This is a genomic window from Citrobacter sp. XY323, assembly GCF_025106035.1.
Classification (GTDB): Bacteria; Pseudomonadota; Gammaproteobacteria; order Enterobacterales; family Enterobacteriaceae; genus Citrobacter; species Citrobacter braakii.
Window position 1 is genome coordinate 96,325 of record NZ_JANYUK010000009.1, and the last position, 26,885, is coordinate 123,209.

Below are 26,885 nucleotides of genomic sequence, written 5' to 3' on the forward strand. Positions count from 1 at the left end.
TACGTGGTCTGAACAGGGCAAGACTATGTGCTGAACGAGCCAGCATCCTCTCTTTGTAAGAATCAGTCCGTGACAGAATGCGCATCATAGTGGAAGCCATCGAACTGCGCAATTTTTATACAATCATCATGACTGATTAAAGCGAAAAATCGGTAACAGGTAGCGCTGAGACTGTAAAACAATGGTCTCCAGCGTAGCCGCATCCAGCTGACGCCAAAGACGCTGATACCAGATATCATCACCTTCACCCCGTACCATCATGTTGCCTTCATAGGCCTGCAGAAACTTACTGCGCGCTTTTTGCAACGTTGCATCGTCATCTAACATGGCATCATTTACGGCGTCATAACAGGTTTTTATCCAGGCGCCGCCGCTTTCGGGCAATACCAGCAATGGTGACGACATGCCTTCCCGATACCCGTCAATGAGCTGCGACAGGTACAGCAGCGCCTGCTCTGCATCCAGTGGCGGAAAACGCCATTCCCCGTCTTTACGCAGGAACAACCGGCTCTCTCCCGTACCGCCACTGGCACAATAGACAAGATGTTCCAGCCAAAGTTGCACCCCCTGCGCAATGCTTATTAAAGATGGGCGCCAGCGCAACAAACCGTCCTCTTGCACCTGTGGCAGCCAACCGGTGATTTGCACGCCGTTACAGTTAAGATCGATTTCCATACTCTGACAGGGCTGACGACAGGCGATAATGCGTTCAGCCAGCGACTGCATCTCCTGACGCTGCGTATCCCACAGAATTTCGCCAAATGGCCCATAGGGAAGCGTGCCCGCCGCACGAAAACGGCGAAACAGTTGTTCAGCATCCTTCTCTTCAACCAGCGTGTTAAGCAATTGCTGATTAAGCTGATAGCGGGTTAATCCTTCAAGAGTGAACGGTTCCGTTTCCGGGATCTCACTTTCTTCAGAGCGGAAGTTGACCCTCAGCCGCATCTGGAAAAAAGCCCTTACCGGATGAGCCCAAAATCGCTGCAGCGTTTCCAGCGTCAGCGTTTCAGGCATCTCAAAGGGAAGCGTCTGGACAAAATCCGTGTGCGCTTTTCCTGACAGGCTCGCCGCAGGCAGCCATTCCCGGGCATAGCTTTGCTGTTCGCCCGGCAGATAGTTTTGTGCATCAAAGGGCATACGGGTATGCAAACGAGTAATGTGTGCTTTTACCCGGGCCTCGCTTTGATCGCAGGTCAACGATTCATCGCCCGGCAGATAGTGGCTTTGCCCGATGTAGTCCATCAGTTCCTGCACCAGTACCGACGGGAAGCGCTCGCTGTTGTCCTGAATGGAGCGGCCAATGTAGCTGATGTAGAGCGTTTGCTGTGCTGAAATCAATGCTTCAAGAAACAGGTAGCGGTCATCATCGCGACGGCTGCGATCGCCCCTCATCGGTTTTTGACTCATCAAATCAAAGCCCAACGGCGCAAGCTGACGCGGATAAACGCCATCGTTCATACCCAGCAGGCAAACCACCTTGAAAGGAATAGAGCGCATCGGCATCAGCGTACAAATGTTAACTGGCCCCGCCAGGAAGCGCTGGCTAATGCGCTCCTGGTCAAGACGCTGGGCCAGCTCATCACGCAATAGAGAAAGCGGTATGGCATCGCCATACTCAGCCCCCAGACCTTCAGTGATAATGGCCTGCCACTGCTGTTCAATCAGCGTCATCGCCGCTTCGGTATCTGCATCCGGCAGGAAGAAATCATTAAGCATGTCCCGACAAACGGGCAGCCACTCTTCCAGCGGGCGCTCCTGCGCTAACCCTCTACGCCAGAGATTGAGCTGCATCAGCAACGAGGCCAGATGCCCTACCAACTCGGCAATCAAACCGTTGGACTCATCGTATGGCAATACCGATTGCCACTCGCCCTGCGCGCTTTCCATCGCGTAGCCGAGCAGCATGCGCGTTAAACCAAATTGCCAGGTATGCTGACCTGTAGGCGGAAGTTCCAGTTCACGCACGTTATCGTCGTCAATTCCCCAGCGAATCCCGGATTCATTGACCCATAACCGAAGATAGCGCAGCCCTTCTTCATCGATATTGAAACGCGCCGCCAGCACGGGCACATCCAGTAATGCCAGCACATCCTCTGAGACAAAACGGCTATCCGGCAGCGACAGCAGGCTAATAAAGGCCTGTAAGACAGGATGAGACTGGCGCGCCCGACGGTCGGAAATCGCATAAGGTAAGTAACGCTCAGCTGGTGCGCTGCCAAAGACCGACTGAATAAACGGGCTGTAGCTGTCGATATCCGCCACCATCACAATAATATCGCGCGGCGTCAGCGTGGGATCCGCTTCCAGCATTGCCAGCAGGCGGTCATGAAGAATTTCTACCTCGCGCTGTGGGCTATGACAAACATGGAAAGTCACGCTGGTGTCGTTCAGCTCAAGCCGTCGTTTATTGTCGCTACGCGAATACTCTTCCAGCGTAACACCCGCCACGGCATGGCTTTCAAGTTCAAGAATATCCGATTGAATATTATGCAAAAGATTGTCAGGCGTAATATCGACAAACGCATCCAGCTCCTGACTATTTTCCAGTTCTGAAAGCAGATAAATGTAATCGCGCCCCAGTTTGCCCCACGAGGCCAGCATCGGGTTGCCCACATCCTGTTCACCATCGCTGTTAAACAATCCTTCGGCTTTCTGACTATCGCGAAACAGCGGCAGGTGGCGTTCTTCAAAGCTGTGCCGACGCTGACGCGCCATCAGCTTCGCCAGCCAGGCGGGATCTTTTATATCTCCCCAGTAGTAGCGGCAAGGGTTGGTAAACAGCAGATGAATATCAATGTGCTTGCCCAGCGCCTGCAATGCCTGCAAATAAACCGGCGGCAGCGCTGAAATGCCGCAAATAAAGACGCGAGAAGGCAGTCCCTGCGGGCACTCGGACGCACTTTCCAGAGTCTGAATAAATCGTTGGTATAAATTGGCGCGATGCCAGCGCGGCTGGCCCAATTCCTCGGTGTGTTCCACCAGCGCTTTCCACAACGGCGCCTGCCAGGCCTGAGATTCGCCGAGTCCCTCAACCAGTCGCCCGGCTTCCCACTGGGTCAACCACTCAGGGCGATAGACTAAATACTGGTCGAAGAGGTCAGCCGCGCGCGAGGAAAGCTGAAACAGCTTACGTTTATCGGTGTCGTCCGTCAGATAGTGGCGCAGCAATGCGAAGTCATCGCCATCCAACAATTGCGGCAACAGCGTCATCAACTTCCAGCTCATGCTCTGTTTGCTGAACGCGCTCTCTTTCGGGATATCCGGCAGCACGCGCACAAACATATCCCAGATAAAACTCGCGGGCAGCGGAAAATCGATGTTGGCGGCAATACTAAACTTCTGTGCAAGGGTCATTTGTAGCCACTGCGCCATACCGGTACTTTGAACCAGGATCATCTCTGGTTCAAAGGGGTCGTCCAGCCGCTCGCGCTCAACGATAAATTCCATTAACGCTTCCAGCACATCCAGACGATTGGAGTGGTAGACCCTTAACATAGCGACTCCTGACTACTGACGATTCGGGCAATGCAGACGCGTCATCTGACCCTGCCTGCCCAAGGGTGAAGAAATTTTAACGTTGATGCTGACACATCCCACGCTCGTTGTCTGCATTCGGTTAACCTGCCAGTTCAAAGGCGATGAAAACTGATACAGCTGGGTTTGCTGCCAGGCGTGACGCCAGAGTTGCTGATACTGGTTTCTGATGATAAAGCTGTTCATCAGCGCCCGCTGGTATCCTGACAGCGCGGTCACAATCATGATCATCAGCACCATTGCCAGCATCACTTCCGGCAGGCTAAAGCCACGCTGTCTGTTCAGGGGATCTGACATAGTGCCTGCTCCTTTAGTGGACAAAAATCGCTCCAGCCATGCGCCGAATATTCGATATTGTCATCAATAATCGCCCCCTGCCGCCATAACGATACCCCTTCATAATGGACTATAAGCAGCACGAAATTATTAGTAAGCAGTCGCAGACAAACCGCGGCATCCTGCGTGGTATAACGCCGGCACTGTGCGGCGAGTTGTAAGCGCCAGGGCTGCATACGCCCCCATTCCATCGCGGATTGCACCACCGCCTGGCGCTGCAGAGCCTGACTTTGCGTGACCACTCGCGAAGCAAAACGGGACTCCTGCCTGCTAACGCCTTGCAGCAGAAGGCTACCGAGCACCAATAGCAACAAGACCATCGCTAAAGATGAAACGCCCCGCTCACGGTTCACAGGTTGAATCCTGTCACGCTGTAGACTGCTTCAATAACCTTTTGTGGTTCGACATTGTTTACTCCACGCAAACGCAGCGTAAGGAGCGGGGAATATCCGCTGATATTCAGACGTTCGACCTGAAATGTCTCGATCTGTATCGTGGCTGGATCGGTCATTTTATCCCACCCTTTTTCATTGCAGTCCGTCGCTCCCCGCAGGGTCTCCAGTACCTTGTCCTGTAAACGAAATCCAATCGTATCGGCCTCTTTCGCGGGACTGCTCTCCCAAATGCCGTTGCTATTGGCATCCCAGCGCGCAATGACACAGTCGCCCTTAGCCGATATCTCCAGCCCTTCTCCGACACAGTTTCCGCGGCAATACCCTGCCCGCTGAAGATGCTTCGCCACGGTGTATACCCGCTGCCATATTTCATCTTCAAGCGCTAACTGGCGCGTGTTGCGCAGGATCTCTCGCTGCAGCGCGGGTAAAAATCGCGCTGAGCTAAGCAATAAAACGCTGCTAATCGCCATAGCAATCAGCACCTCCAGGAGTGAAAAGCCCCGTTCATTTACTGACATAACCTGGCCTCATCTTTCTCGCAAAGCCTGATTCGCCCCCAGCCAGACACCACCACGCGCCATTCCCCTGTCGTATTTTTCAGGCGAATATGTCCAGCCCATGCCGTATTGCGCAGACCAAAAAAGGCCAGTGAAGGCGTTATCTCTGCCATTTCGACATCGTCCCAGGGCGGTGTAAAAACCAAGGGCGAAACGGGTAGACACGTGGTTTGCACAGCAGCAGAGCTGACAAAACACCAGTATGTGCCATCCCGAATCACGCTGATGACGTGATCGCGGTTACGCCAGTTAGCATCTTCACGTAGTTGCAGCAGGTAATCTCGCACCTGAATGGCGGTTTGCCATAGCCGCTGTTGCTGTTGCCAGCGCTGCCAACCATACAGCCCCGAGGCGCCAAGCGCCGCGACGATCAGCATCGCAATCAGGGTTTCGATAAGCGTGTAGCCGTGTTGTTTTTTCATGCCGCCAGTATGGCGTGAGGAAAATGAATAACGAGCGGGAAATTCGGTTTCTACGGCGAGCTACGAGGAATATTTGTCGCGTTGCAGGTCGTTGCAATATTTCAGGAACCCACGCCGAAGAACGCGATTTGAGACAAAAAAAACCGACGCGCACGGGCGTCGGTTGTGACAGCATGAAGCCGATTAGATAGCCACTGGCGCTTTAATACCAGGATGCGGATCGTAGCCTTCAATTTCGAAATCTTCGAAGCGATAGTCAAAGATAGATTCAGGCTTACGTTTGATGACCAGCTTCGGCAGCGCGCGCGGTTCGCGGCTAAGCTGCAGATGCGTTTGATCCATATGGTTGCTGTACAGGTGCGTGTCGCCGCCGGTCCAGACAAAATCACCCACTTCCAGATCGCACTGCTGCGCCATCATGTGTACCAGCAAGGCGTAGCTGGCAATGTTAAACGGCAAACCGAGGAACACATCGCACGAACGCTGATACAACTGGCAGGAGAGCTTGCCATCCGCCACGTAAAACTGGAAGAACGCGTGGCACGGCGCCAGTGCCATTTTATCCAGCTCACCGACGTTCCATGCAGAAACGATAATTCGGCGAGAGTCCGGGTCATTTTTGAGCTGGTTTAACACCGTGGTGATCTGGTCAATATGACGACCGTCTGGCGTAGGCCACGCACGCCACTGTTTGCCATAAACCGGGCCCAGATTACCGTTTTCATCCGCCCATTCGTCCCAGATTGAGACGTTGTTTTCATGCAGGTAGGCAACGTTGGTGTCGCCCTGCAAAAACCACAGCAGTTCATGAATGATCGAGCGTAAATGACAGCGTTTAGTCGTAACCAGCGGGAACCCTTCCTGCAGATTAAAACGCATCTGATGACCAAAAATGGAAAGCGTTCCGGTTCCGGTACGGTCGTTTTTCTGTGTGCCTTCATCCAGCACTTTTTGCATCAGTTCTAAATACTGTTTCATGGTTCCTCAGGAAACGTGTTGCTGTGGGCTGCGGCGGTACGCCCAAACCATCATAATAATGCCTGCGACAATCATCGGGATTGAGAGGATCTGTCCCATGCTAATGTACTGTACCCAGGTGCCGGTAAACTGTGCATCCGGCTGGCGGAAGAATTCAACGATAATACGAAACGCGCCATAACCAATCAGGAACAGACCGGATACCGAGCCCATCGGGCGCGGTTTACGAATGTACAGATTAAGAATGATAAACAGCACAACGCCTTCCAGCGCCATCTCATAAAGCTGTGAGGCATGGCGCGGCAGCGAGCCGTAGGTATCAAAAATAGACTGCCATTGCGGGTTAGTTTGCAGCAGTAAAATGTCTTCGGTACGGGAGCCCGGGAACAGCATGGCGTACTTGAAGTTCGGATCAACGCGTCCCCACAGCTCACCGTTGATAAAGTTGCCCAGACGCCCTGCGCCCAGACCAAACGGAATCAGCGGGGCAATGAAATCAGAAACCTGGAAGAACGAACGCTTGGTGCGTTTGGCGAAGATAATCATCACCAGGATCACACCAATCAGCCCACCGTGGAAGGACATCCCGCCGTCCCAAACGCGGAACAGATACAGCGGATTATCGAGGAATAACGGGAAGTTATAGAACAGTACGTAACCAATACGTCCTCCGAGGAAAACCCCGAGGAAGCCCGCATACAGTAGATTTTCTACTTCATTTTTGGTCCAGCCACTGCCCGGACGATTAGCACGGCGCGTCGCCAGCCACATCGCAAATATAAACCCCACCAAATACATTAAGCCGTACCAGTGAAGCGCGACGGGTCCGATTGAGAAAATGACCGGATCGAAATCCGGAAAATGCAGATAGCTACTGGTCATCTGTCACCATAAGTTCTTGTTATTTCGCTGAAGTCAGACAGCAATTGATAAGCGCGCCTGCATAATGCAGGCGCTCCAAAGGTGCGAATGATAGCACATGGGGATCGCAGCGGATGCCGATTACAGTTAAAAGATATGTATACCTACTGTTACCAGCCCTCGATTCACAATCCCCCGCGAATCAGTCCCCCCATGCCACGGCGTTCCATAAAAGCCGCCACCTGATGGCGTACTTCTGTCGCCATCTGCGCTTCCAGACTGCGTTGCGCCAGAGTTTGCGCCTCATCAAAATCGATATGGCGCAGCAGATATTTAACGCGAGCCACGGAACGACCGTTCATCGACAAATGGCGAAAACCCAGGCCGATCAGAATGGCCACGCACATCGGGTCGCCCGCCATTTCACCGCACAATCGCAAATCGATACCGCTTCTTTCGGCTTCCTGCGCAATCATCGCCAGCACACGTAACATACCCGGATGCAGGCTGTCATAAATGCTGGCCACCCGCGTATTGTTACGATCGACAGCCAAAATGTACTGGGTGAGATCGTTGGTTCCGACCGAGATAAAGTCTATCCGGTTTATCAGATGCGGCAGCATAAACACCATCGACGGAACTTCCAGCATGATGCCAATGCGCGGTTTTGGGATCGCGTAGCCGATCATCTCTTCCACTTCGCGTCCGGCGCGTTCAATCAAACGTCGCGCTTCGTCCACTTCATCAATGCTGGTGACCATCGGCAGCAAAATGCTCAGGTTGCCGGTTGCCGCGTTGGCACGCAGCATGGCCCGAACCTGGATCAAAAAGATCTCCGGCTGATCGAGCGTTATGCGAATGCCACGCCAGCCAAGGCACGGGTTCTCTTCACTGATCGGCATGTAGGGCAGTTGTTTATCGGCGCCGACATCCAGCGTACGCAGAGTCACCGGCTTGTCGTTAAACATTTGCAGCATGCCCTGATACTGCGCAACCTGTTCTTCTTCCGAAGGAAAACCGCTTTGCAGCATGAACGGGATTTCGGTGCGATACAGGCCAATGCCGTCGATCCGGCTCCCCAGCTTCTCTTCATGCTCCGGGCTGAGGCCAGCATTGAGCATCACCTTCACGCGCTCGCCGCTTTTCAACTGTGCTGGCTGGTTGACGTCATCTTCCGCCAGGCGGCTCAGTTCTATTTCTTCACTGATAAGACGCTGGTATTCCTGGATCAATACCGGTTCTGGATCGACCAGCAGTTCACCGCGATAACCGTCCACTACCAGCGTACGGCGGTGTAACACCGATGGCTGGATATCGGCCCCCATGACGGTAGGGATACCCAGCGCACGAACCATAATAGCCGCATGAGAGTTGGCCGCGCCGTCCCGGACAACCACACCGACTAAGCGGTCCTGAGGAAGTTCCGCCAGCGTGGTGGCGGAAAGCTCATCCGCCACCAGCACAAAACGTTCCGGCCAGGTATTCGGCCCCTGGATCGAGTCGTCAAGATGGAACAGCAGACGCTGGCCCAGCGCGCGTAAATCTCCGGCCCGCTCTTTGAGGTAGTTATCACTCAGCGCGGCAAACTGTTCGGCAAACTTTTCAATGATCGTTTTAACGGCCCACTCGGCCACCGAACCGTTATCCACTTCCGCAAACAGCTCACGGCGCAGACGAGTATCGGAAAGCAAGTGTGAATAGAGATCAAAAATCGCCGCCGTTTCTTTCTGCGCCCCGGCGGTAAAGCGTTTGCTGTAGCGGCGGAATTCATTCGCCGCCTCTTCCAGCGCACCGGTGAGCCGCTCGCGCTCAAGCGCCGGATCCAACGTTGAAGCCTGATAGACCTGCTCCATCAGCGGCAGCGTCGCATCCTGCCAGCCTTCGGCTATTGCCACGCCAGGCGCGGCGGGCAATGCGCGGATGCGCGTTTGCCGGTATTGGCCGAACAGCGCGTTTAGCTGCGACTGCGAAAGAATCGCCGCCATTTGCGTAGCGAGCGTGACGAGGAAAGACTCTTCACTTTCATCGTACTGGCGCAATTCGCGCTGCTGGACCACCAGCACACCTAACAGCTGACGGCGCTGAATAATCGGTACGCCTAAGAACGCACGAAAACGCTCTTCTTTTACCGAAGGGATGTATTTAAAGCTGGGATGTTTTTGCGCATCGGCGAGGTTGATAGGTTCCGCCAGCCTGCCAACCAGGCCAACGATACCTTCATCAAACGCGAGTGCGACAGTACGACCACGCGGTTTCTTCAGTCCCCGGGTCGCCATGAGGTAATAACAACGTCGATCGTGATCGGCCAAGTAAACCGAACAGACCTCTGTATCCATCGCAAGACAGATGTCGGTAACCAGAATATTCAGCGCTTCATTCAGACGCGGAGCACTGGCCACCTTTTCGACTATTTCGCGCAGGCGGGTGAGCATAATTTGCGTAGCTTAACCTCTTTTACGTCTGTACGCAGGTGCGCTTTGCGGCTTAGGAGTGCTTTCCTGAAGCGCCATGACAACACTTGCGAATTCTTTCATCACCCTGCGATAGACATCGCGTTTAAATGACACCACCTGTCGAACCGGATACCAGTAACTCACCCAGCGCCAGCCGTCGAACTCAGGTGTACTGCTGGTTTGCATATTGATTTCAGCATCGCTGCTGACCAATTGCAGAAGAAACCATTTTTGTTTCTGGCCGATACAAACCGGCTTCGTGTCCCAACGCACCAAACGTTTCGGTAACTTGTAACGCAACCAGTTACGAGTAGAAGCAAGGATCCGTACATCTTTACGACTGAGACCCACTTCTTCAAAGAGTTCCCGGTACATCGCCTGCTCTGCTGTCTCTCCTGCATTTATCCCGCCTTGCGGGAATTGCCAGGAGTGCTGACCAAATCGCCGGGCCCACATGACCTGCCCCTGGCGGTTACAAATTACTATCCCTACATTCGGGCGGTAGCCATCGTCATCAATCACCGGACTACCTCAATATAAACCTTATATACAAACGATTGTTTCACACTCCAGAGAGGCGGTAAACCACTCTGTTAAGGGCGCGATACTCTAATAACAATTGAATAACTCACAGCTAAGGGCGGAGTTATAAACAGAAGAAGGGCAAGCAAGGCGATTTTATTCACCTTTTCTGTGGATATAGTTGTGAAGAAGTACGGAATTACTATGGGAAAACCCAGAACAGTCCGAATAAGACATTCGTCACATATCAAAAATAATCTTCTATATTCATAAAGTTAAAACCGTTCAGCGCAAACAAACCCATAGAAATGTGACGTGTATCACGCACACGATCTTCAGGCTGATGAAAGATCGACCAGCGTTGGTTTTATCCACAGATTATGCCAATAAGTTAGGCACAATTTGTGTGAAAATTCGATTTTCGTCGCACGTCAAGGCTGTAAATTGAAACAGTAGTGGGGGTTTTTCACAGTTATCCCATCTTTCTGTGGATAACATGGTGTAAGATCCTGTTCATTGTCAGTGACCAGAATTGGAAAACCCGCTTCGCTGTTGCGCAACTCTGCGTATGTGAATCTAAAAACCAATATAAATCATAGAATTGAATAAAGCATGTGGAAAAAGATAAACTCTGTCCACACGGTATAAAATCTTTGCTCATTTTTTCACCTAAGGGTTAACCCGATGTCAGAACTCCATCCGCTGCTTTCTCCCCCTGAATCTGAAGCCCAGTTGTTGAGTCAGGCACGGCTGCTTTCGGGCTACGCGCTAGGAGAGTTGGCGGCAATGGCAGGACTCGTCGCACCCAAGGATCTCAAGCGCGATAAAGGCTGGATTGGCGTACTACTGGAAATCTGGCTCGGCGCCAGTGCGGGCAGCAAACCGGAACAGGATTTTGCGGCGCTGGGCGTGGAGCTGAAAACAATCCCAGTGGATAGCCTTGGCAGACCGCTGGAAACCACCTTTGTGTGCGTGGCACCGTTAACCGGCAATACCGGCGTTACCTGGGAAACCAGCCATGTGCGGCACAAACTTAAACGCGTTCTGTGGATCCCGGTAGAAGGCGAACGTAGCATCCCGCTGGCGGAGCGCCGCGTCGGTTCTCCCCTGCTGTGGAGCCCGAATGAAGAAGAAGACCGGCAATTGCGTCTGGACTGGGAAGAGTTGATGGACATGATAGTGTTAGGCCACGTCGAACGCATCACTGCCCGCCATGGGGAAGTGCTACAGCTGCGTCCTAAAGCCGCCAACGCCCGAGCGCTTACCGAGGCAATTGGCGCCCATGGCGAACCCATCCTGACCCTACCACGCGGTTTTTACTTGAAAAAGAACTTCACGCGCGCATTGCTTGAGCGACATTTCTTGTTCCAGGCGCAATAGGCACCGTCCGGTCTTTCACCCGCCGCGTTACGGGCCTATAATTACCGCTTCTTTTTTTTGGCAGGACTTTGTTCGATGTTATTTGCATGGATAACCGATCCTAACGCCTGGCTTGCGCTCGGTACGCTGACGCTGCTGGAGATCGTTCTTGGGATCGACAATATTATTTTCCTCTCTCTGGTTGTAGCCAAACTCCCGACAGCGCAACGCAATCATGCCCGACGTATTGGGCTTGCGGCGGCGATGATCATGCGTCTGGCACTACTGGCCTCTATCGCCTGGGTAACGCGTCTGACAAACCCGCTATTCGAAGTGTTTGGCGAGGCAATATCAGCGCGCGACCTGATCCTTCTACTCGGGGGATTGTTCCTGATCTGGAAAGCCAGTAAGGAGATCCACGAATCCATTGAAGGTGAGGAAGAGGGGCTGAAAACCCGCGTTTCCTCTTTTCTGGGCGCGATTGTGCAGATCATGTTGTTAGACATTATCTTCAGCCTGGATTCCGTGATTACTGCGGTAGGCTTGTCCGATCATCTGTTTATCATGATGGCGGCAGTGGTGATTGCCGTGGGTGTGATGATGTTTGCTGCACGCCCGATTGGCGATTTTGTCGATCGCCATCCTTCGGTAAAAATGCTGGCGCTCTCGTTCCTGATTCTGGTCGGTTTCACGCTAATTCTGGAAAGTTTCGACGTCCACGTTCCGAAAGGATATATCTATTTCGCCATGTTCTTCTCTATTGCGGTAGAGACCCTGAACCTGTGGCGTAATAAAAAAAATCCGCTCTGATGAAATCCATCGCTCCCCGCACGGGGAGCGAATGCGCGCCACACCTACCTCTTCTCACAGTTTAAGATTTTACTGCTTTCGCCATGCACAACTTCGCGTTATTACTAAACTATTGTCAGATGCAGGCCATGTGAGGATAAGCAGATGAAAAAATGGGCAGTTTTGATTTCCGCCGTAGGACTGGCTTTTGCCGTTTCCGGATGCAGCAGTGATTATGTTATGGCGACAAAAGATGGTCGAATGATCCTGACCGATGGAAAACCAGAAATTGACGATGATACCGGTCTGGTGAGCTATCACGACCAGCAAGGCAATGCGATGCAGATTAATCGCGATGATGTGTCTCAAATCATTGAACGCTGATGGTTGAGGTCAGCAGCGCGCTGGCCTTAACAATTTTACTTCCCTTTTTCTCTTCCCTCAGCCATTTTTATAATCCTTATGTCGTGATTATAAAAAGGAAACGGCTATGCAATATCACCGTATACCCCACAGCTCGCTTGAAGTCAGTACACTGGGGCTGGGCACAATGACGTTTGGTGAACAAAACAGCGAAGCCGACGCACATGCACAGCTCGATTATGCCGTAGAACAAGGCATAAATTTGATCGACGTTGCCGAGATGTATCCGGTACCGCCGCGTCCTGAAACCCAGGGTCTCACCGAAACCTACGTAGGTAACTGGCTCGCCAAACACGGCAGCCGTGAAAAGCTAATCGTTGCTTCTAAGGTCAGTGGGCCTTCACGTAACAACGACAGCGGTATTCGACCGAATCAGGCGCTGGACCGTAAAAATATCCGTGAAGCGCTGCACGACAGCCTGAAAAGACTGCAAACCGATTACCTGGATCTGTATCAGGTTCACTGGCCGCAGCGCCCGACTAACTGCTTTGGTAAGTTAGGCTACAGCTGGACGGACTCTGCGCCGGTCGTTTCGCTGCTGGATACGCTGGATGCGCTGGCAGAGTTTCAGCGCGCGGGGAAAATTCGCTACATCGGCGTGTCCAATGAAACCGCGTTTGGCGTGATGCGCTACCTGCACCTGGCGGACAAACACGATCTGCCGCGCATCGCCACCATCCAGAACCCCTACAGCCTGCTGAATCGCAGCTTTGAGGTTGGACTGGCGGAAGTGAGCCAGTATGAAGGCGTTGAACTGCTGGCCTACTCTTGCCTTGGCTTCGGTACATTAACCGGTAAATACCTGAACGGCGCGAAGCCAGCCGGTGCACGCAATACGCTGTTTAGCCGTTTCACGCGTTACAGCGGCGAGCAAACGCAAAAAGCCGTTGCGGCCTATGTGGATATCGCGAAACGCCATAATCTGGATCCTGCGCAAATGGCGCTGGCATTCGTGCGTCGTCAGCCGTTTGTCGCCAGCACCCTGCTGGGAGCCACGACGATGGAGCAGCTAAAAACCAACGTTGAAAGCCTGCATCTGGAGTTGAGCGAAGAAGTACTGGCAGAGATTGAAGCGGTGCATCAGGTGTATACCTATCCTGCACCGTGACGGTTAGTGCCTGATGGCGCTACGCTTATCAGACCTACAAATTGATGCTCTCTGTAGGCCAGATAAGGCGACGCTGCCATCCGGCACATTCATTGTTCACTCATCTCGTACCAGGCTGGCGGCGCTGCCAAATCCACAGCGCCGCAATCGCCAGCGCAAACAGCGCGCCGAATCCAATACCAATCGCTACCGCCGGGATCCCCACCAGCACTGCCAGTGAGTAAATCCCGAGCATCAGCAGCATCGCGCTGTTTTCGCCCAGGTTTTGCACCGCGATCGCATTACCCGCACCAACGCTTTTCTTGCCCCGCTCCTGCAGCAACGCATTCAGCGGTACCACAAAGAAGCCACCTGACACGCCGATAAGCATCAGCAACGCGTAAGCCGGAAGCAGCGCATGCTGAAGTGAGAAAATCAGCACCACGACGCCAATCAGGATCCCCGCTGGCATACAGCGCGACACGGTTTCCAGCGTCACCAGCTTCGCTGCCGCCCCCGCGCCTACGACAATCCCAATCGCTACCATGGCATTGAGGTAGGTCGGTGTAGCGTTATCGGTGATGCCGAGCGCCACCGGAACCCACAGCACCAGCAGAAAACGCAGCGTGACACCCGCGCCCCAAAAAAGGCTGGTTCCGACCAACGAAAAACGGGTTTCACCGTTGCGCCACAGCGAAGAAGCGGCGCAGAAGAAACTGCGCGTCATTTTCCCCAAATGCCAGGATTGGCCAGGACGAGCCGCGGCCAGTTTCGGGATGTACAGGTTAGCCACCACGGCGCCAGCATAGGCCAGCGCACAGGCAGAAAGCGCGGCAATCACATGCCAGTCGGCCAGAACGCCACCAGCGACAGAACCGAGCAAAATCGCGGCGATGGTGGAGGCTTCCATCAGGCCGTTGGCTTTCACCAGTTTGTCACCGGTGGTCAATTCACCGAGAATGCCATACTTGGCCGGTGAGTACGCGGCCGCGCCAATCCCCACCAGCGTATACCCGAGAAACGGATTAATGCCGAAGCAAATACTCGCCGCGCCCAGCAGTTTCAGGGCGTTCGCGAACATCATCACTCTGCCTTTGGCAAAGCTATCCGCCACCTGTCCAACAAATGGTGCAAACAGGATGTAAGCGCCCACAAACACCATTTGCAGGATTGGCTGGCTCCAGTCCGGATAAAATTGTTCCTTCAGCAGCGCCAGCGTAGCGAACAGCAGTGCGTTATCGCCAAACGCCGACAGAAACTGCGCGGCGATGACGGACATCATTCCTTTGGACCAGATTGAAGTGTTAGTGTGCGCTGACTCAATCATGTTGTTTTTCCGGCTCATCGACCCAGCTTTTCAGCGTAACAAAATCCGGCTTACCGCTGCCGAGCAATGGGAGTTGCTTCAGGTGGCGAATATCACGCGGCACGGCAAGTTCAGGCACGCCATGCGCTCGCGCATACTGCTGTAGTTTTTCACGCGTGAGTTCGCTGTCGGTAGTGAACAGCACCAGCGCCTCACCTTTGCTGGCATCGCTCTTGATCGCCGTGGCGTGCATTTTGTCTGCAGATACCGCCAATGCCAGTTGCTCAACCATTTCCAGCGAGACCATCTCTCCGGCAATTTTAGCAAAACGCTTGGCGCGCCCCTGGATCTGTACAAAGCCGTTTTCATCAAAGCGGACGATGTCTCCGGTGTCATACCAGCCGCGCTCAATCTCACCCTGCGCATTTTCTGCCGTCGGCACTTCCAGCACGCCAGGTTTTTCGACGCGCAAATAGCCGCTCATAATATTCGGGCCTTTCAGTTGTAAACGCCCACCGTCCTCAATACCCGGAACAGCCAGCAGTCGGGCATCCATGCCAGGCAAAATGCGCCCTACCGTTCCTGATTTTGCCGCCATCGGTACATTGATCGACACAACCGGCGCACATTCCGTCACGCCATAGCCTTCAAGGACGCGCAGACCAAATTTCTCCTGCCATAGCTGCTTTGTGCTGTCTTGCAGTTTTTCCGCGCCAGCCACCACATAGCGCAGGCGGTGGAAATCGTACGGATGCGCGAAACGCGCATAGTTACCGAGGAACGTTGAAGTACCAAACAACACGGTGCAGTTCCGGTCGTATACCAGCTCCGGCACAATACGGTAATGAAGCGGGCTGGGATAAAGAAACACTTCCGCACCGGTCAGTAGCGGCGTGAATAATCCCACCGTCAGGCCAAAGGAGTGGAACAGCGGCAGTGCCGACATAAAGCGGTCATCGGCGGTGAAATCGGCAATCGTTTTAATCTGCTCAACGTTCGCCAGAATACTCTTGTGGCTGTGGACCACGCCTTTCGGATGGCCTTCCGAACCAGACGTAAAGAGGATCACCGCAGCCTCTTCCGGCTGCTGTTTCACCTGCGCCAGATGCGGTGCCAGCAGATGTGAGAAAATCCACAGCTTATCGCTCAACGTCACATCGGCTTTTAAATCTTCCAGATAAACCCAGCGTACCTGGGTGAGCTGTTCCGGTAGATGCCAGAGTTTGCCTTTATCGAGAAACTGTCGGGAAGTGAAGATCGTTTTGATTTCAGACGCAGTAATGGCGCTGGTTAACCCTTTCACGCCCGCCGTGTAGTTCATCATGGCCGGAATGCGTCGACGCGCAATGGCACCAAAAATGACCGCCGCGCTGATCCCCGCATTTGGCAGCATCAGGCCGATTTTTTCACCTTCGGCGCTGTATTTTTCCAGAATACGGGCCACAAAGAGCGTCTTAGTCAGCAGTTTGCGGTAGCTGTCCGGCGTAAAGTTAACATCTTCAATGCAGTTTTTGCCCGCGCCAAAACGGTATTTTGCCGCCAGCAGCGACTCGTATAGCGTTTCACGCGGGCGTACCGCCATGCGAGCTTCCATCATAATTTGATGTAGCATTTCACCGGCGATTTTGCGGCGATCGCGAGCTCGCGGGGCTTCCGGCATTGGCATTTGAGTCGGCGGTAGAATGTGCAGTTGGATACGCGGGAAGAATCGCTGTTTAACCAGACCTTTCAGGCGGCTGAAGTGGGAAAGCTCTGCCCCCTCAATGCGGACAGGAACGACCGTCGCTCCCGACTTCGCGGCGACAAACCCGGCACCGTCATATATTTTCATCAACGAACCGGTGGTCGAAATGCGTCCTTCGGGAAAAATCACCACCGGACGGCCCTGCTCGACCAGACGGACCAGATGCTTAATCGACATCGGTTTGGTTGGGTCTAACGGCACAAAGTCAATCAGCGGGGTTAGCCAGCGCATATACCATTGCTGGCTGATCGAGGTGTAAACGGCGAAGACGGGACGAATCGGTAAAAATAGCGCCAGCAGGATGCCGTCTATAAATGAGACATGGTTGGGAGTGATTAGAACGCGTTCTCCCTGTAGCGCGCTGACATTGCCCGTGACGCGAACGCGGAAAAGCACGCGAAACAGATTACGAAAAAAGCCAAATAGCATCTCAACTCCCTGTGCCATTAATTATAGAAACATTAATGGTGGGAGAGTATACGAGTTGGGGAATGGGCGCGACAGGTAAACAGGTAAATACAGTCCGAAAAAAAACCTGCGCATCCGCGCAGGTCGGTGCAAGAGACAGGTACGAAGTGCGTACCGAATAATCTCACCAATCAATACCTCTGGGATCTTGATTGTGGTCGTCAGCAGCCAGATACGCCAGTACGAAAACGCAAAGGAATGAACCCAAATGCAACGAGTTGTGTAAATTATCGGTTACTGTTACAGATAGGCTGAAGGCAAAAAAAAACCTGCGCATCTGCGCAGGCTGGTGTAATTCTAGTGATCAACCCGAAAGTTGATTTCACCTATCAATACCTCTGGGATCCCAACTTTAGCAATCCGCTCAGTTCTCCCACCAGCGAACAATCGCAACAGCACATCGCAAAGTGTAAGCAAAAATTAGCATTTTCTATTTTCTGTCTTACTTCGCTCGCGCGCGCTCACATTTGCGAGGTCCTGACGGGCAATCTGCTTGAACAGCCAGCCATTTTCCGTAACACTGACGGAATGTAAGCGTTTACCCACAACAGGTACTATCATGGCGACCATAAAGGATGTAGCCCGACTAGCTGGTGTATCAGTCGCCACCGTTTCTCGAGTGATCAATGATTCCCCCAAAGCCAGCGAAGCATCGCGTCTGGCCGTAACGAGTGCAATGGAATCACTCAGCTACCACCCCAATGCGAATGCGCGTGCACTGGCGCAACAATCCACTGAAACCATCGGACTGGTCGTTGGTGATGTGTCCGATCCATTCTTTGGGGCAATGGTTAAAGCTGTCGAGCAGGTGGCCTATAACACCGGGAATTTTTTGCTGATTGGCAACGGCTACCATAATGAACAGAAGGAACGTCAGGCGATTGAACAGCTCATTCGCCACCGCTGCGCGGCCCTTGTTGTCCATGCCAAAATCATCCCGGATGCGGACTTGGCTTCATTAATGAAGCAAATCCCCGGCATGGTATTGATTAACCGAATTCTGCCGGGATTCGAACAACGCTGCGTTGCCCTCGACGACCGTTTCGGCGCGTGGCTCGCTACCCGACACCTTATTCAGCAGGGCCATACGCGCATTGGCTACCTGTGTTCCAATCACAGTATTTCTGATGCGGAAGATCGTCTGCAAGGCTATTACGACGCGCTGGCGGAGAGCAATATACCGGTAAGCGATCGACTGGTGACCTTCGGCGAACCGGATGAAAGCGGCGGTGAACAGGCCATGACCGAGTTACTTGGTCGTGGCAAAAACTTCACTGCGGTAGCCTGCTACAACGACTCAATGGCGGCTGGCGCCATGGGCGTATTGAATGATAACGGCATTGATGTGCCGGGAGAAATCTCGCTGATTGGCTTTGATGATGTGCTGATTTCCCGCTATGTGCGCCCACGTCTGACCACGGTACGCTATCCCATCGTAACTATGGCAACCCAGGCCGCTGAACTGGCGCTCGCGTTGGCGGAGAAGCGACCCGCACCTGAAATTACCCACGTCTTTAACCCAACTCTGGTGCGTCGCCATTCCGTTTCGGCGCTGACAGAGCCGGGGAACTCATCGTCAAACGATTAACCAGGATTGCGTCATGACTACGATGTTGGACGTTTCACGACACGCAGGCGTCTCAAAAGCGACCGTTTCGCGCGTACTAAATGGAACGGGTCAGGTAAAAGAGAGCACGCGCCAGAAAGTGTTCAAGGCCATGCAGGCACTCGATTATCGGCCCAACTTTTTAGCGCGCTCTTTAGCGAATCGCACCAGCAACAGCATTGGCCTGGTGGTTTCCACATTTGATGGATTCTACTTTGGCCGCCTGCTGCAACAGGCCTCGCGCCAGACGGAGTCTCACGGCAAGCAGTTGATCGTCACCGATGGTCACGACACGCCGGAGCGTGAGCAGGAAGCCGTGCAAATGCTGGCCGACAGGCAGTGCGATGCCATTATTCTCTATACCCGCTATATGAGTGAAAAGGCGATTATGTCGCTGATGAACAGCATTGCGATGCCCTTGCTGGTCATCAACCGTGATGTCAGTCAGGCCCGCGATCGCGCGATTTTCTTTGAGCAGGAAGACGCGGCGTATCAGGCGGTCAATTATCTGATCTCGCAGGGGCACAGCGATATTGCTTGCATCACCGTGCCAGGCCATACGCCTACCGGTAAATCCCGCCTGATGGGGTATCGTAAGGCTCTGGAAAAAAACGGTATTCCCTGGGATCCTGATAAGGTTAAATACGGCGACTCCACGATGACGCGAGGCTATGAAGCCTGTCGAGAACTGCTGGAGGAAGGGGTGAAATTCAGCGCCCTGTTCGCCTGTAACGATGACATGGCATTAGGTGCATCAAAAGCGTTACATCAGGCCGGACTGAGGATCCCGACGGACGTCTCGCTGTTTGGTTTTGATGATGCGCCCAGCGCCAAATGGCTGGAACCGGGGTTATCTACCGTTTATCTGCCGATTGATACCATGATAACCACGGCAATCGACCAGGCTATACGTCTGGCCAACGGTGAGAGCGTGGAGCCGATCCCTCCGTTTACCGGCAAACTGGTATTACGTGACTCAGTAACGCTCGGACCGTACTTTAAGTAATATGAAAAAGAGCCGGATGGCGACGCAAGCACCTTATCCGGCCAGCTTTACTCAGATTAATTCCAGCGCTAACAGCTCATCAATGGTCTGGCGACGACGAATCAGTCGCGCCACGCCGTTATCAAACAAGACCTCCGGCAGCAGCGGGCGGCTATTGTAGTTTGACGACATTGACGCTCCGTACGCCCCGGTATCATGCAAAACCAGATAATCACCCGGCACCACCGCAGGCAACAGACGGGTTTCCACATTTCCGCCTTCCTGCTGGGTAAACACGTCGCCTGATTCGCACAGCGGTCCGGCCACCACGGTTTCCCGTTGAGGAGTTTGTTGCAGAGAACGACCATCTCCCGCCAGCGCGGAGATATGGTGATAGCTACCGTACATGGCCGGGCGCATCAGATCGTTGAAGCCCGCATCGATCAGCACAAAGTGACGGCTGCCCATCTCTTTCACGCTGCGCACCTGCGCCACTAACACGCCGGCTTCCGCGACCAGGAAACGCCCTGGTTCGATCTCCAGTTTGACGGCATGACCCAGATGACGCGCAATACTATCGCGCGCGGCGTTCCACAATCCAAAATAGTGATCGGTGTCGATCGCCTCTTCACCTTCGCGATACGGGATTGATAAACCGCCGCCTGCGGAGATCGCCTCCAGATCCTGACCAAATTCCACCACCTGACGCACCATCGCGCCGCACACCTGCTCCAGATGCGCGTAGTCCACGCCAGAGCCGATATGCATATGAATACCCACCAACTTCAGCTTATAGCGCTGAATTACCTCCAGCGCCGCCGGAAGATCGCTGTACCAGATGCCGTGCTTGCTGTTCTCTCCCCCGGTATTGGTTTTCTGACTGTGTCCATGCCCAAAGCCAGGGTTTACGCGGAGCCACACGCGATGGCCCGGCGAGAGCTGGCCCAGTTGTTCCAGCATATCGACCGACCCGGCATTTACCGGAATGCTCAATTCATGCACCCGGGCGAGCGTCGCTTCATCAATCATATCGGCGGTAAAGACAATCTCATCTTTGCCCGGTACAAAACCTGCCGCCAACGCGCGTTCAATTTCGCCAAGCGAGACGGAATCGACCTTCACGCCCTGCTCGCGCATCAGGCGCAAAATATGAATATTCGAACATGCCTTCTGGGCAAAACGCACCACGTCAAACTGACTCAGTTTGGCAATCTGCGCGCGAATAATCTGCGCATCATAGACCCACACCGGGCAGCCGAATTCGGCAGGCAGGCGCAACAGGTTGTCGGCGGTCAGGTCAGTGTCTGTGTTGTTGAGTGGGCGTGGCATGGTGTGCTCCGGTATTGGCTTTTTTATGATTACGCCACAGCCCAAAAAGAATAAAAAATATCGTTTTATCGTGAGTCTATGCAAAAATGATATGGATTAGCTCATTCGAGGATTGCTTATGCCCGCGGTTAACCTGCGTCACATTGAAATTTTTCACGCCATCATGACCGCAGGCAATCTGACGGAAGCCGCGCGCATGCTACATACCTCGCAGCCCACCGTCAGCCGGGAACTGGCCCGATTCGAAAAAGTCCTGGGATTAACGCTGTTTGAACGCACGCGTGGCCGACTGCATCCAACCGTGCAAGGCTTACGTCTGTTTGAAGAGGTACAACGTTCGTGGTACGGCCTGGACAGAATTGTGAGCGCCGCCGAAAGCCTGCGCGAATTTCGTCAAGGTGAATTGTCGATTGTTTGCCTGCCGGTATTTTCGCAGTCCTTTTTACCGCCGCTGCTACAGCCATTTCTCGCGCGCTATCCGCAGGTCAACATTCAGATCGTGCCGCAGGAGTCACCACTGTTGGAAGAGTGGCTGTCGGCGCAGCGCCACGATCTGGGGTTAACGGAAACGCTGCATACGCCAGCCGGAACGAAACGCACCGAATTGCTGGCGCTGGATGAAGTGTGTGTACTGCCGCAGGGGCATCCGCTGACCGAGAAAGCGGTATTAACGCCGCAGGATTTTCAGGGAGAGAACTATATCAGCCTGTCGCGGACCGACAGTTACCGTCAGCTACTGGACACCCTGTTTAACGAACATCAGGTGAAGCGCCGCATGGTGATTGAAACCCACAGCGCCGCTTCAATTTGTGCAATGGTGCGGGCGGGCGTGGGGATCTCGGTGGTGAACCCACTGACCGCGCTGGATTATGCCAGCAGCGGAGTGGTTATCCGCCGCTTCAGCATTTCGGTACCCTTTACGGTCAGCCTGATCCACCCACTTCATCGCCCTGCCTCGGCGCTGGTCGATGCTTTTACAGCGCATCTGCAAGCCCATCTCCCGAGGCTTATCGATCCGCTGGAGGCTATTTTGTCTCCACAGACGAAAGCATAAACGCCACCGCATCTTGCGCATGGATTGCCGCGGTGTCGAAAACCGGTAATGGACTTAGCTCGGCTGGAACCAGCAGACCAATCTCGGTACAGCCAAAGATAACCCCTTGAGCGCCCTGTTTAGCCAACTGATCAATTACGCTCAGGTAGTAGTGGCGGGAGGCGTTGCTGAACTCACCGAGGCACAGCTCGTCGAAAATAATCTGGTTTATTTTCTGACGGTCATCAGCCTCAGGAATAAGCGTACTAATACCAAATTCAGTCTGTAGGCGCCCGCGGTAAAAATCCTGCTCCATGGTGTAGCGCGTACCCAGTAGCGCCACGTTGCTCATCTGCTGTTTTTGTATGGCCCGACCCGTCGCATCGGCAATATGCAGGAACGGCACGTCACAGGCGGTTTCAATCGCCTCAGCAACTTTGTGCATGGTGTTGGTACACAGCACAATCCCTTCCGCTCCGGCTTGCTGAAGCCCTGCGGCGGCCTGCGCGAGGATCTCCCCAGCCCGCTGCCAGTCACCGCCAGACTGACAGGCTTCAATCTCGTGAAAATCTACGCTGTGCAACAGAATCTGTGCCGAGTGCAGGCCACCCAGACGCTGTTTTACCCCTTCATTAATGAGTCGATAATAAGGAATGGTGGATTCCCAGCTCATACCGCCTAACAGACCGATCGTTTTCATCATTTCCCCTGATTTGTTGTTATCTCTCCAGTGAACCAAAGATGTGATCAACTTTCCACATCTGTTGGCGTGCATTTCTTTTTTTAATTTTCTGATATAGGTTTAATGAAACATTGTTTTAATTACAGGAAGGCCGAATGTTTATTTTTCATAAAGAGACCACCCTTGAAGATCTGGGCAATGGCGTTACCCGACGCATTCTTGCTCACGACGGTAAAATGATGGCGGTTGAGGTGAACTTCGAGCAAGGCGCGATTGGTCCGATGCACAATCATCCGCATGAGCAGCTGACTTACGTTTTGTCTGGGGAGTTTGAATTTACCATCGGCGAAGAAATGCATGTCGTTAGGGCAGGCGATACCCTATATAAACAGCCCAACATTATGCATGGCTGCGTCTGTTTAAAACCGGGAACGCTACTGGATACCTTTACGCCCATGCGCGAAGATTTTCTGCCTGCGTAATTTTATCTGTTCGTAATCTGCCTGGCGGCATAATGTTGTTCCAGAGGGAATGAATATGTCGCCTCCGGTGTATTGCTACATTCACCTTATGTTTAACCGACAAACCCTGCCAAAGGGCAGGGTTTGTCGGTTCTGGAAAGCAGATTAACGCGCCAGCCAGCCGCCGTCTACCGCAACGGTATAGCCGTTGATATAGTCAGATGCGCTGGATGCCAGGAACACAATCGGCCCCATCAGGTCACTCGGCAGACCCCAACGACCCGCCGGGATACGATCGAGAATTTCTGCGCTACGCTGCTCATCAGCGCGCAGCTGTTGAGTGTTGTTCGTCGCCATGTAACCCGGCGCAATTGCGTTGACGTTGATGTTATGTTTGGCCCACTCGTTCGCCATCAGGCGGGTGACGCCCATTACGCCGCTTTTAGACGCGGTGTAAGACGGCACGCGGATCCCGCCCTGGAAGGAAAGCATAGAGGCGATGTTGATAATTTTTCCGCCGTTACCCTGAGCGATAAAGTGCTTCGCCGCGGCCTGAGACATAAAGAACACGCTCTTAATGTTCAGGTTCATCACGTCGTCCCAGTCTTTTTCGCTGAAGTCGATCGCATCGTCACGACGGATAAGACCTGCGTTGTTGACCAGAATATCGATATGACCGAATTCTGCCACTGCGCGCTCCAGCAGCGCCGGAATGCCGTCAATTTGACGCAGGTCGGCGGTCAGACTTAAAAAACGGCGCCCCAGCGCGGTCACGCGTTCGATAGTTTCCGTCGGTTCAACGATGTTGATCCCCACGATATCGCAGCCCGCTTCAGCCAAACCCAACGCCATACCCTGACCCAGGCCAGTGTCACAACCGGTCACAACGGCGACCTTACCTTCAAGAGAGAATGCATTCAAAATCATTGTAAATCCTTAATTTTTTATAATGCCCGCCGCAGCAGGCACGGCTATCGCCCGCAACTAGCGCAGATCTTTGACCGCTACATGGTCCATATCATCAAAGACCTGGTTTTCGCCGACCATGCCCCAAATGAACGTATAAGCTTTTGTGCCAACGCCGGAGTGAATTGACCAGCTCGGCGAAATCACCGCCTGCTCGTTGTGCATCACAATATGACGCGTTTCCTGAGGCTGCCCCATCATGTGGAAGACGCAGGTATCTTCTTCCATATTGAAATAGAAATAGACTTCCATACGACGTTCATGGGTATGACACGGCATGGTGTTCCACAGGTTACCCGGCGCCAGTTCGGTCAGACCCATGCTCAACTGGCAGGTTTCCAGCACATCCGGCACAAAATATTTGTTGATGGTACGACGGTTACTGGTGAGGTCATCGCCCAGCGTTACTGGCGCAACGTCTGCTGGCGTGACTTTTTTGGTTGGATAAGTCGTGTGGGCCGGCGCGCAGTTGTAGTAAAACTTCGCCGGTTTCGCCGTATCGATGCTGGCGAATACCACTTCTTTGGCCCCTTTCCCGACGTACAGCGCGTCACGATGACCAATTTCATAGCACTGGCCGTCAACGGTAATCGTGCCCGGGCCACCGATGTTAATCACACCCAGCTCACGACGCTCGAGGAAGTAGGTTACGCCCAGCTGTTTGCCGACTTCGCCACCCACAGAGACGGTTTTGGCCACTGGCATAATGCCGCCAACAATGATGCGGTCAATGTGGCTGTAGACCATGGTGTATTCATCTGGGACAAACACTTCTTCGACCAAAAACTCATTACGCAGCTCCTGAGTATCCAGGGTTTTCGCATGCGCACTATGGATGCTTTGTCTTACGTCCACATTTACCTCCAGTGATAAATTGACCGTGAATGCTTAAACGAATAGCAAAACGCTGTTCCGTTTTATCTTATGCGCTCATGATATCCCTCCCGGAATGGGTTTTCAATTACAAATAAAACAACGTTTCACTTTTTCTGCGTCTTATTATCAAAAGTGTAATTGCGATCACGCTAGCGCATATAAATCGCGGGAATGGTTTCAATAAAATTATTTAAAACAATTAGATAGATAAAAACAAACACGAGTAGTTCATGAGGGGTAGGGATAAGACATTGAAAATACAACCAGCCTCACACGCCGTTCACACACCTTTTCTAACAAAGTGCGCTGTTAATCACATGAAATGAAACGGCGTTTTGATACGTTAGCAGAGTTTAGAGTGTATGTTTCTGTAACTGGCCTTGCCCTCCTGTTGGAGGGCTTTTTTATAGATGCAGGGGATATACAGCGGGAAAGGCGTTTAAGCAGAGAAAACTTCGGGTGGTTAATCTCGCTCGATAGCGAGCGCCACGCCCTGACCACCGCCGATACATAACGTTGCCAGGCCCTTGTGCGCCCGACGCTTCACCATTTCATGCACCAGTGAAACCAGAATACGGCAGCCAGATGCGCCAATCGGATGACCAAGCGCAATGGCTCCGCCGTTCACATTCACCCGCCGTTCATCCCACTCCAGCATTTTCCCAACGGACAATGCCTGTGCGGCAAAGGCTTCGTTGGCCTCGATAAGATCAACATCAGCCAGTTGCCAGCCCACACGCTCAAGGCAACGGCGCGTCGCGTACACCGGCGCAATTCCCATGAGCGCGGGATCGACCCCGACGCTGGCAAAGGCACGAATGCGGGCCAGCACCGGCAAATCCAGCTCCTGGGCCTTAGCCTCGCTCATCATCATCACCGCAGCGGCGCCATCATTGATGGATGACGCGTTGCCCGCGGTTACTGAACCGAGCCTGTCGAAGGTCGGATCCAGACGCGCCAGCCCTTCTGCGCTGGCATCGCTGCGCGGCTGTTCGTCGGTATCCACCACGAACGATTGCCCATTACGCTGCGTTACCACCGGCACGATTTCATCTTTAAAGCGCCCGGCATCAATTGCCATCCGCGCCTTGTGCTGCGAATGCAGTGCGTAGGCATCCTGCAGTTCACGGCTGATGCCATATTCCCGCGCCAGATTTTCCGCAGTCACGCCCATATGGTAATCGTTGAAAGCGTCCCACAGGCCGTCATGCACCAGGCTGTCGACCAGTTGACTGTTACCCAACTGTGCGCCGGTACGGCTATCAGTAAGGACATGCGGCGCACGGCTCATATTCTCTTGTCCGCCCGCAATGACAATGTCGGCTTCGCCGCACTGGATAGCCTGGGTCGCCAGATGCAGCGCTTTCAGACCCGAGCCGCAGACATCGTTAATGGTGATGGCGGAGACGGTATTGGGTAGCCCACCATTGATGGCGGACTGACGCGCCGGGTTTTGCCCGGCAGCTGCGGTAAGCACTTGCCCGAGGATCACTTCATCCACAGCGTGAACGTCCACGCCCGTGCGCTCCAGTAACGCCCTGACTACCATGCTACCTAATTCAACGGCAGAGTGGCGCGCCAGCGTCCCCTGGAAGCAGCCGATCGGTGTCCGTAACGCCCCGACTATCACAACCTCTTTCATCACCACCTCAGCGCAAAATAACACCGCAATAGTAGATGATTGTTAAAAAGAGTTATCAAGGTTGTTTAAAA

The 26,885-nt window shown here is 53.4% G+C and carries 24 protein-coding genes; 8 read left to right on the top strand and 16 right to left on the bottom strand.

Annotation, left to right across the window (positions count from 1 at the left end; genetic code table 11):
• Nucleotides 1-126: 126 nt before the first annotated feature.
• The 9 genes from recC to rppH all read right to left on the bottom strand — a co-directional run bounded on the left by recC (nucleotide 127) and on the right by rppH (nucleotide 10,058).
• Nucleotides 127-3,495, bottom strand: a complete 3,369-nt coding sequence (gene recC, locus N0B36_RS13180; protein WP_259688475.1) for an exodeoxyribonuclease V subunit gamma — start codon at nucleotides 3,493-3,495, stop codon at nucleotides 127-129.
• A 12-nt stretch (nucleotides 3,496-3,507) separates the two neighbouring features.
• Nucleotides 3,508-3,831: a prepilin-type N-terminal cleavage/methylation domain-containing protein gene (locus N0B36_RS13185; protein WP_259688476.1), complete on the bottom strand. Its 324-nt coding sequence runs from the start codon at nucleotides 3,829-3,831 to the stop codon at nucleotides 3,508-3,510.
• Entirely contained in the window at nucleotides 3,816-4,223 is a 408-nt protein-coding gene (locus tag N0B36_RS13190) for a DUF2509 family protein (RefSeq protein ID WP_047499364.1), read from the bottom strand. The genes N0B36_RS13185 and N0B36_RS13190 overlap by 16 nt, the downstream gene beginning before the upstream one ends.
• The gene (locus N0B36_RS13195; protein ID WP_200051877.1) at nucleotides 4,220-4,783 is read right to left on the bottom strand and encodes a prepilin peptidase-dependent protein; all 564 of its coding nucleotides are present in this window, start codon (nucleotides 4,781-4,783) and stop codon (nucleotides 4,220-4,222) included. Before N0B36_RS13195 ends, N0B36_RS13190 begins: the two co-directional genes overlap by 4 nt.
• Complete coding sequence (locus N0B36_RS13200) at nucleotides 4,774-5,244, bottom strand: prepilin peptidase-dependent protein (RefSeq protein ID WP_259688477.1); 471 nt, start codon at nucleotides 5,242-5,244, stop codon at nucleotides 4,774-4,776. The genes N0B36_RS13195 and N0B36_RS13200 overlap by 10 nt, the downstream gene beginning before the upstream one ends.
• 183 nt (nucleotides 5,245-5,427) lie before the next feature.
• Nucleotides 5,428-6,222, bottom strand: a complete 795-nt coding sequence (thyA, locus tag N0B36_RS13205; protein ID WP_003033990.1) for a thymidylate synthase — start codon at nucleotides 6,220-6,222, stop codon at nucleotides 5,428-5,430.
• A 6-nt stretch (nucleotides 6,223-6,228) separates the two neighbouring features.
• Nucleotides 6,229-7,104: a prolipoprotein diacylglyceryl transferase gene (gene lgt / locus N0B36_RS13210; protein ID WP_003825606.1), complete on the bottom strand. Its 876-nt coding sequence runs from the start codon at nucleotides 7,102-7,104 to the stop codon at nucleotides 6,229-6,231.
• 164 nt (nucleotides 7,105-7,268) lie between these two features.
• Nucleotides 7,269-9,515, bottom strand: coding sequence for a phosphoenolpyruvate--protein phosphotransferase (gene ptsP, locus N0B36_RS13215; protein ID WP_016154275.1), 2,247 nt, complete (start codon nucleotides 9,513-9,515; stop codon nucleotides 7,269-7,271).
• Between the two features lie 12 nt (nucleotides 9,516-9,527).
• Complete coding sequence (gene rppH, locus N0B36_RS13220) at nucleotides 9,528-10,058, bottom strand: RNA pyrophosphohydrolase (protein ID WP_003825602.1); 531 nt, start codon at nucleotides 10,056-10,058, stop codon at nucleotides 9,528-9,530.
• Nucleotides 10,059-10,742: 684 nt separating this feature from the next.
• Here rppH and mutH point away from each other — a divergent pair.
• From mutH to N0B36_RS13240, 4 genes are all read left to right on the top strand, one after another.
• Complete coding sequence (gene mutH / locus N0B36_RS13225; protein ID WP_047499360.1) at nucleotides 10,743-11,438, top strand: DNA mismatch repair endonuclease MutH; 696 nt, start codon at nucleotides 10,743-10,745, stop codon at nucleotides 11,436-11,438.
• A gap of 75 nt (nucleotides 11,439-11,513) precedes the next feature.
• A complete protein-coding gene (locus N0B36_RS13230) occupies nucleotides 11,514-12,227 on the top strand; it encodes a TerC family protein (RefSeq protein ID WP_016154277.1) in 714 nt (237 codons plus the stop codon).
• Nucleotides 12,228-12,371: 144 nt separating this feature from the next.
• Nucleotides 12,372-12,590 (top strand): lipoprotein YgdR, encoded by a 219-nt coding sequence (gene ygdR / locus N0B36_RS13235; RefSeq protein ID WP_000758660.1) that lies wholly within the window; start codon nucleotides 12,372-12,374, stop codon nucleotides 12,588-12,590.
• 106 nt (nucleotides 12,591-12,696) lie between these two features.
• Nucleotides 12,697-13,737, top strand: a complete 1,041-nt coding sequence (locus tag N0B36_RS13240) for an NADP(H)-dependent aldo-keto reductase (RefSeq protein WP_016154278.1) — start codon at nucleotides 12,697-12,699, stop codon at nucleotides 13,735-13,737.
• Nucleotides 13,738-13,837: 100 nt separating this feature from the next.
• Here the strand turns inward: N0B36_RS13240 and lplT are convergent, their stop codons facing one another.
• The gene (gene lplT, locus N0B36_RS13245) at nucleotides 13,838-15,043 is read right to left on the bottom strand and encodes a lysophospholipid transporter LplT (RefSeq protein ID WP_016154279.1); all 1,206 of its coding nucleotides are present in this window, start codon (nucleotides 15,041-15,043) and stop codon (nucleotides 13,838-13,840) included.
• Entirely contained in the window at nucleotides 15,036-17,195 is a 2,160-nt protein-coding gene (gene aas, locus N0B36_RS13250; protein ID WP_016154280.1) for a bifunctional acyl-ACP--phospholipid O-acyltransferase/long-chain-fatty-acid--ACP ligase, read from the bottom strand. The genes lplT and aas overlap by 8 nt, the downstream gene beginning before the upstream one ends.
• A gap of 598 nt (nucleotides 17,196-17,793) precedes the next feature.
• On the opposite strand from aas, the gene galR reads away from it, so the two are divergent.
• A complete protein-coding gene (galR, locus tag N0B36_RS13255; RefSeq protein ID WP_016157382.1) occupies nucleotides 17,794-18,822 on the top strand; it encodes an HTH-type transcriptional regulator GalR in 1,029 nt (342 codons plus the stop codon).
• Between the two features lie 13 nt (nucleotides 18,823-18,835).
• Nucleotides 18,836-19,846 (top strand): LacI family DNA-binding transcriptional regulator, encoded by a 1,011-nt coding sequence (locus tag N0B36_RS13260; RefSeq protein WP_008785715.1) that lies wholly within the window; start codon nucleotides 18,836-18,838, stop codon nucleotides 19,844-19,846.
• A gap of 51 nt (nucleotides 19,847-19,897) precedes the next feature.
• Here N0B36_RS13260 and lysA read toward each other — a convergent pair whose 3' ends face one another.
• Complete coding sequence (gene lysA / locus N0B36_RS13265; protein WP_016154282.1) at nucleotides 19,898-21,154, bottom strand: diaminopimelate decarboxylase; 1,257 nt, start codon at nucleotides 21,152-21,154, stop codon at nucleotides 19,898-19,900.
• A 118-nt stretch (nucleotides 21,155-21,272) separates the two neighbouring features.
• Between lysA and N0B36_RS13270 the strand changes: the two genes are divergently transcribed.
• Nucleotides 21,273-22,208 (top strand): LysR family transcriptional regulator, encoded by a 936-nt coding sequence (locus tag N0B36_RS13270; protein ID WP_103766709.1) that lies wholly within the window; start codon nucleotides 21,273-21,275, stop codon nucleotides 22,206-22,208.
• On the opposite strand, the gene N0B36_RS13275 is transcribed toward N0B36_RS13270, so the two are convergent.
• Nucleotides 22,180-22,887 carry an aspartate/glutamate racemase gene (locus N0B36_RS13275; RefSeq protein ID WP_259688509.1) on the bottom strand — a complete coding sequence of 236 codons (708 nt, stop codon included), beginning with the start codon at nucleotides 22,885-22,887 and terminating at the stop codon, nucleotides 22,180-22,182. The two genes, N0B36_RS13270 and N0B36_RS13275, sit on opposite strands and share 29 nt — an antisense overlap.
• A 137-nt stretch (nucleotides 22,888-23,024) precedes the next feature.
• On the opposite strand from N0B36_RS13275, the gene N0B36_RS13280 reads away from it, so the two are divergent.
• Nucleotides 23,025-23,351: a cupin domain-containing protein gene (locus N0B36_RS13280; protein ID WP_065554331.1), complete on the top strand. Its 327-nt coding sequence runs from the start codon at nucleotides 23,025-23,027 to the stop codon at nucleotides 23,349-23,351.
• A 144-nt stretch (nucleotides 23,352-23,495) separates the two neighbouring features.
• On the opposite strand, the gene kduD is transcribed toward N0B36_RS13280, so the two are convergent.
• The 3 genes from kduD to N0B36_RS13295 form a co-directional block, all read right to left on the bottom strand.
• Nucleotides 23,496-24,257, bottom strand: coding sequence for a 2-dehydro-3-deoxy-D-gluconate 5-dehydrogenase KduD (gene kduD / locus N0B36_RS13285; RefSeq protein ID WP_016154286.1), 762 nt, complete (start codon nucleotides 24,255-24,257; stop codon nucleotides 23,496-23,498).
• Between the two features lie 57 nt (nucleotides 24,258-24,314).
• Nucleotides 24,315-25,151 carry a 5-dehydro-4-deoxy-D-glucuronate isomerase gene (gene kduI / locus N0B36_RS13290; protein ID WP_052138002.1) on the bottom strand — a complete coding sequence of 279 codons (837 nt, stop codon included), beginning with the start codon at nucleotides 25,149-25,151 and terminating at the stop codon, nucleotides 24,315-24,317.
• A gap of 484 nt (nucleotides 25,152-25,635) precedes the next feature.
• The gene (locus N0B36_RS13295; RefSeq protein WP_259688478.1) at nucleotides 25,636-26,814 is read right to left on the bottom strand and encodes an acetyl-CoA C-acetyltransferase; all 1,179 of its coding nucleotides are present in this window, start codon (nucleotides 26,812-26,814) and stop codon (nucleotides 25,636-25,638) included.
• Between the last annotated feature and the right edge of the window lie 71 nt (nucleotides 26,815-26,885).

Bases quoted from the DNA above. Each gene is read 5' to 3' on its own strand.
- lgt (WP_003825606.1), bottom strand. From the start codon at position 7,104: ATGACCAGTAGCTATCTGCATTTTCCGGATTTCGATCCGGTCATTTTC.
- N0B36_RS13270 (WP_103766709.1), top strand. From the start codon at position 21,273: ATGCCCGCGGTTAACCTGCGTCACATTGAAATTTTTCACGCCATCATG.
- aas (WP_016154280.1), bottom strand. From the start codon at position 17,195: ATGCTATTTGGCTTTTTTCGTAATCTGTTTCGCGTGCTTTTCCGCGTT.
- galR (WP_016157382.1), top strand. From the start codon at position 17,794: ATGGCGACCATAAAGGATGTAGCCCGACTAGCTGGTGTATCAGTCGCC.
- N0B36_RS13195 (WP_200051877.1), bottom strand. From the start codon at position 4,783: ATGTCAGTAAATGAACGGGGCTTTTCACTCCTGGAGGTGCTGATTGCT.
- N0B36_RS13295 (WP_259688478.1), bottom strand. From the start codon at position 26,814: ATGAAAGAGGTTGTGATAGTCGGGGCGTTACGGACACCGATCGGCTGC.
- lplT (WP_016154279.1), bottom strand. From the start codon at position 15,043: ATGATTGAGTCAGCGCACACTAACACTTCAATCTGGTCCAAAGGAATG.
- N0B36_RS13280 (WP_065554331.1), top strand. From the start codon at position 23,025: ATGTTTATTTTTCATAAAGAGACCACCCTTGAAGATCTGGGCAATGGC.
- N0B36_RS13240 (WP_016154278.1), top strand. From the start codon at position 12,697: ATGCAATATCACCGTATACCCCACAGCTCGCTTGAAGTCAGTACACTG.
- mutH (WP_047499360.1), top strand. From the start codon at position 10,743: ATGTCAGAACTCCATCCGCTGCTTTCTCCCCCTGAATCTGAAGCCCAG.
- kduD (WP_016154286.1), bottom strand. From the start codon at position 24,257: ATGATTTTGAATGCATTCTCTCTTGAAGGTAAGGTCGCCGTTGTGACC.
- ygdR (WP_000758660.1), top strand. From the start codon at position 12,372: ATGAAAAAATGGGCAGTTTTGATTTCCGCCGTAGGACTGGCTTTTGCC.
- lysA (WP_016154282.1), bottom strand. From the start codon at position 21,154: ATGCCACGCCCACTCAACAACACAGACACTGACCTGACCGCCGACAAC.
- N0B36_RS13230 (WP_016154277.1), top strand. From the start codon at position 11,514: ATGTTATTTGCATGGATAACCGATCCTAACGCCTGGCTTGCGCTCGGT.
- N0B36_RS13200 (WP_259688477.1), bottom strand. From the start codon at position 5,244: ATGAAAAAACAACACGGCTACACGCTTATCGAAACCCTGATTGCGATG.
- thyA (WP_003033990.1), bottom strand. From the start codon at position 6,222: ATGAAACAGTATTTAGAACTGATGCAAAAAGTGCTGGATGAAGGCACA.
- N0B36_RS13275 (WP_259688509.1), bottom strand. From the start codon at position 22,887: ATGAAAACGATCGGTCTGTTAGGCGGTATGAGCTGGGAATCCACCATT.
- N0B36_RS13260 (WP_008785715.1), top strand. From the start codon at position 18,836: ATGACTACGATGTTGGACGTTTCACGACACGCAGGCGTCTCAAAAGCG.
- recC (WP_259688475.1), bottom strand. From the start codon at position 3,495: ATGTTAAGGGTCTACCACTCCAATCGTCTGGATGTGCTGGAAGCGTTA.
- ptsP (WP_016154275.1), bottom strand. From the start codon at position 9,515: ATGCTCACCCGCCTGCGCGAAATAGTCGAAAAGGTGGCCAGTGCTCCG.
- N0B36_RS13185 (WP_259688476.1), bottom strand. From the start codon at position 3,831: ATGTCAGATCCCCTGAACAGACAGCGTGGCTTTAGCCTGCCGGAAGTG.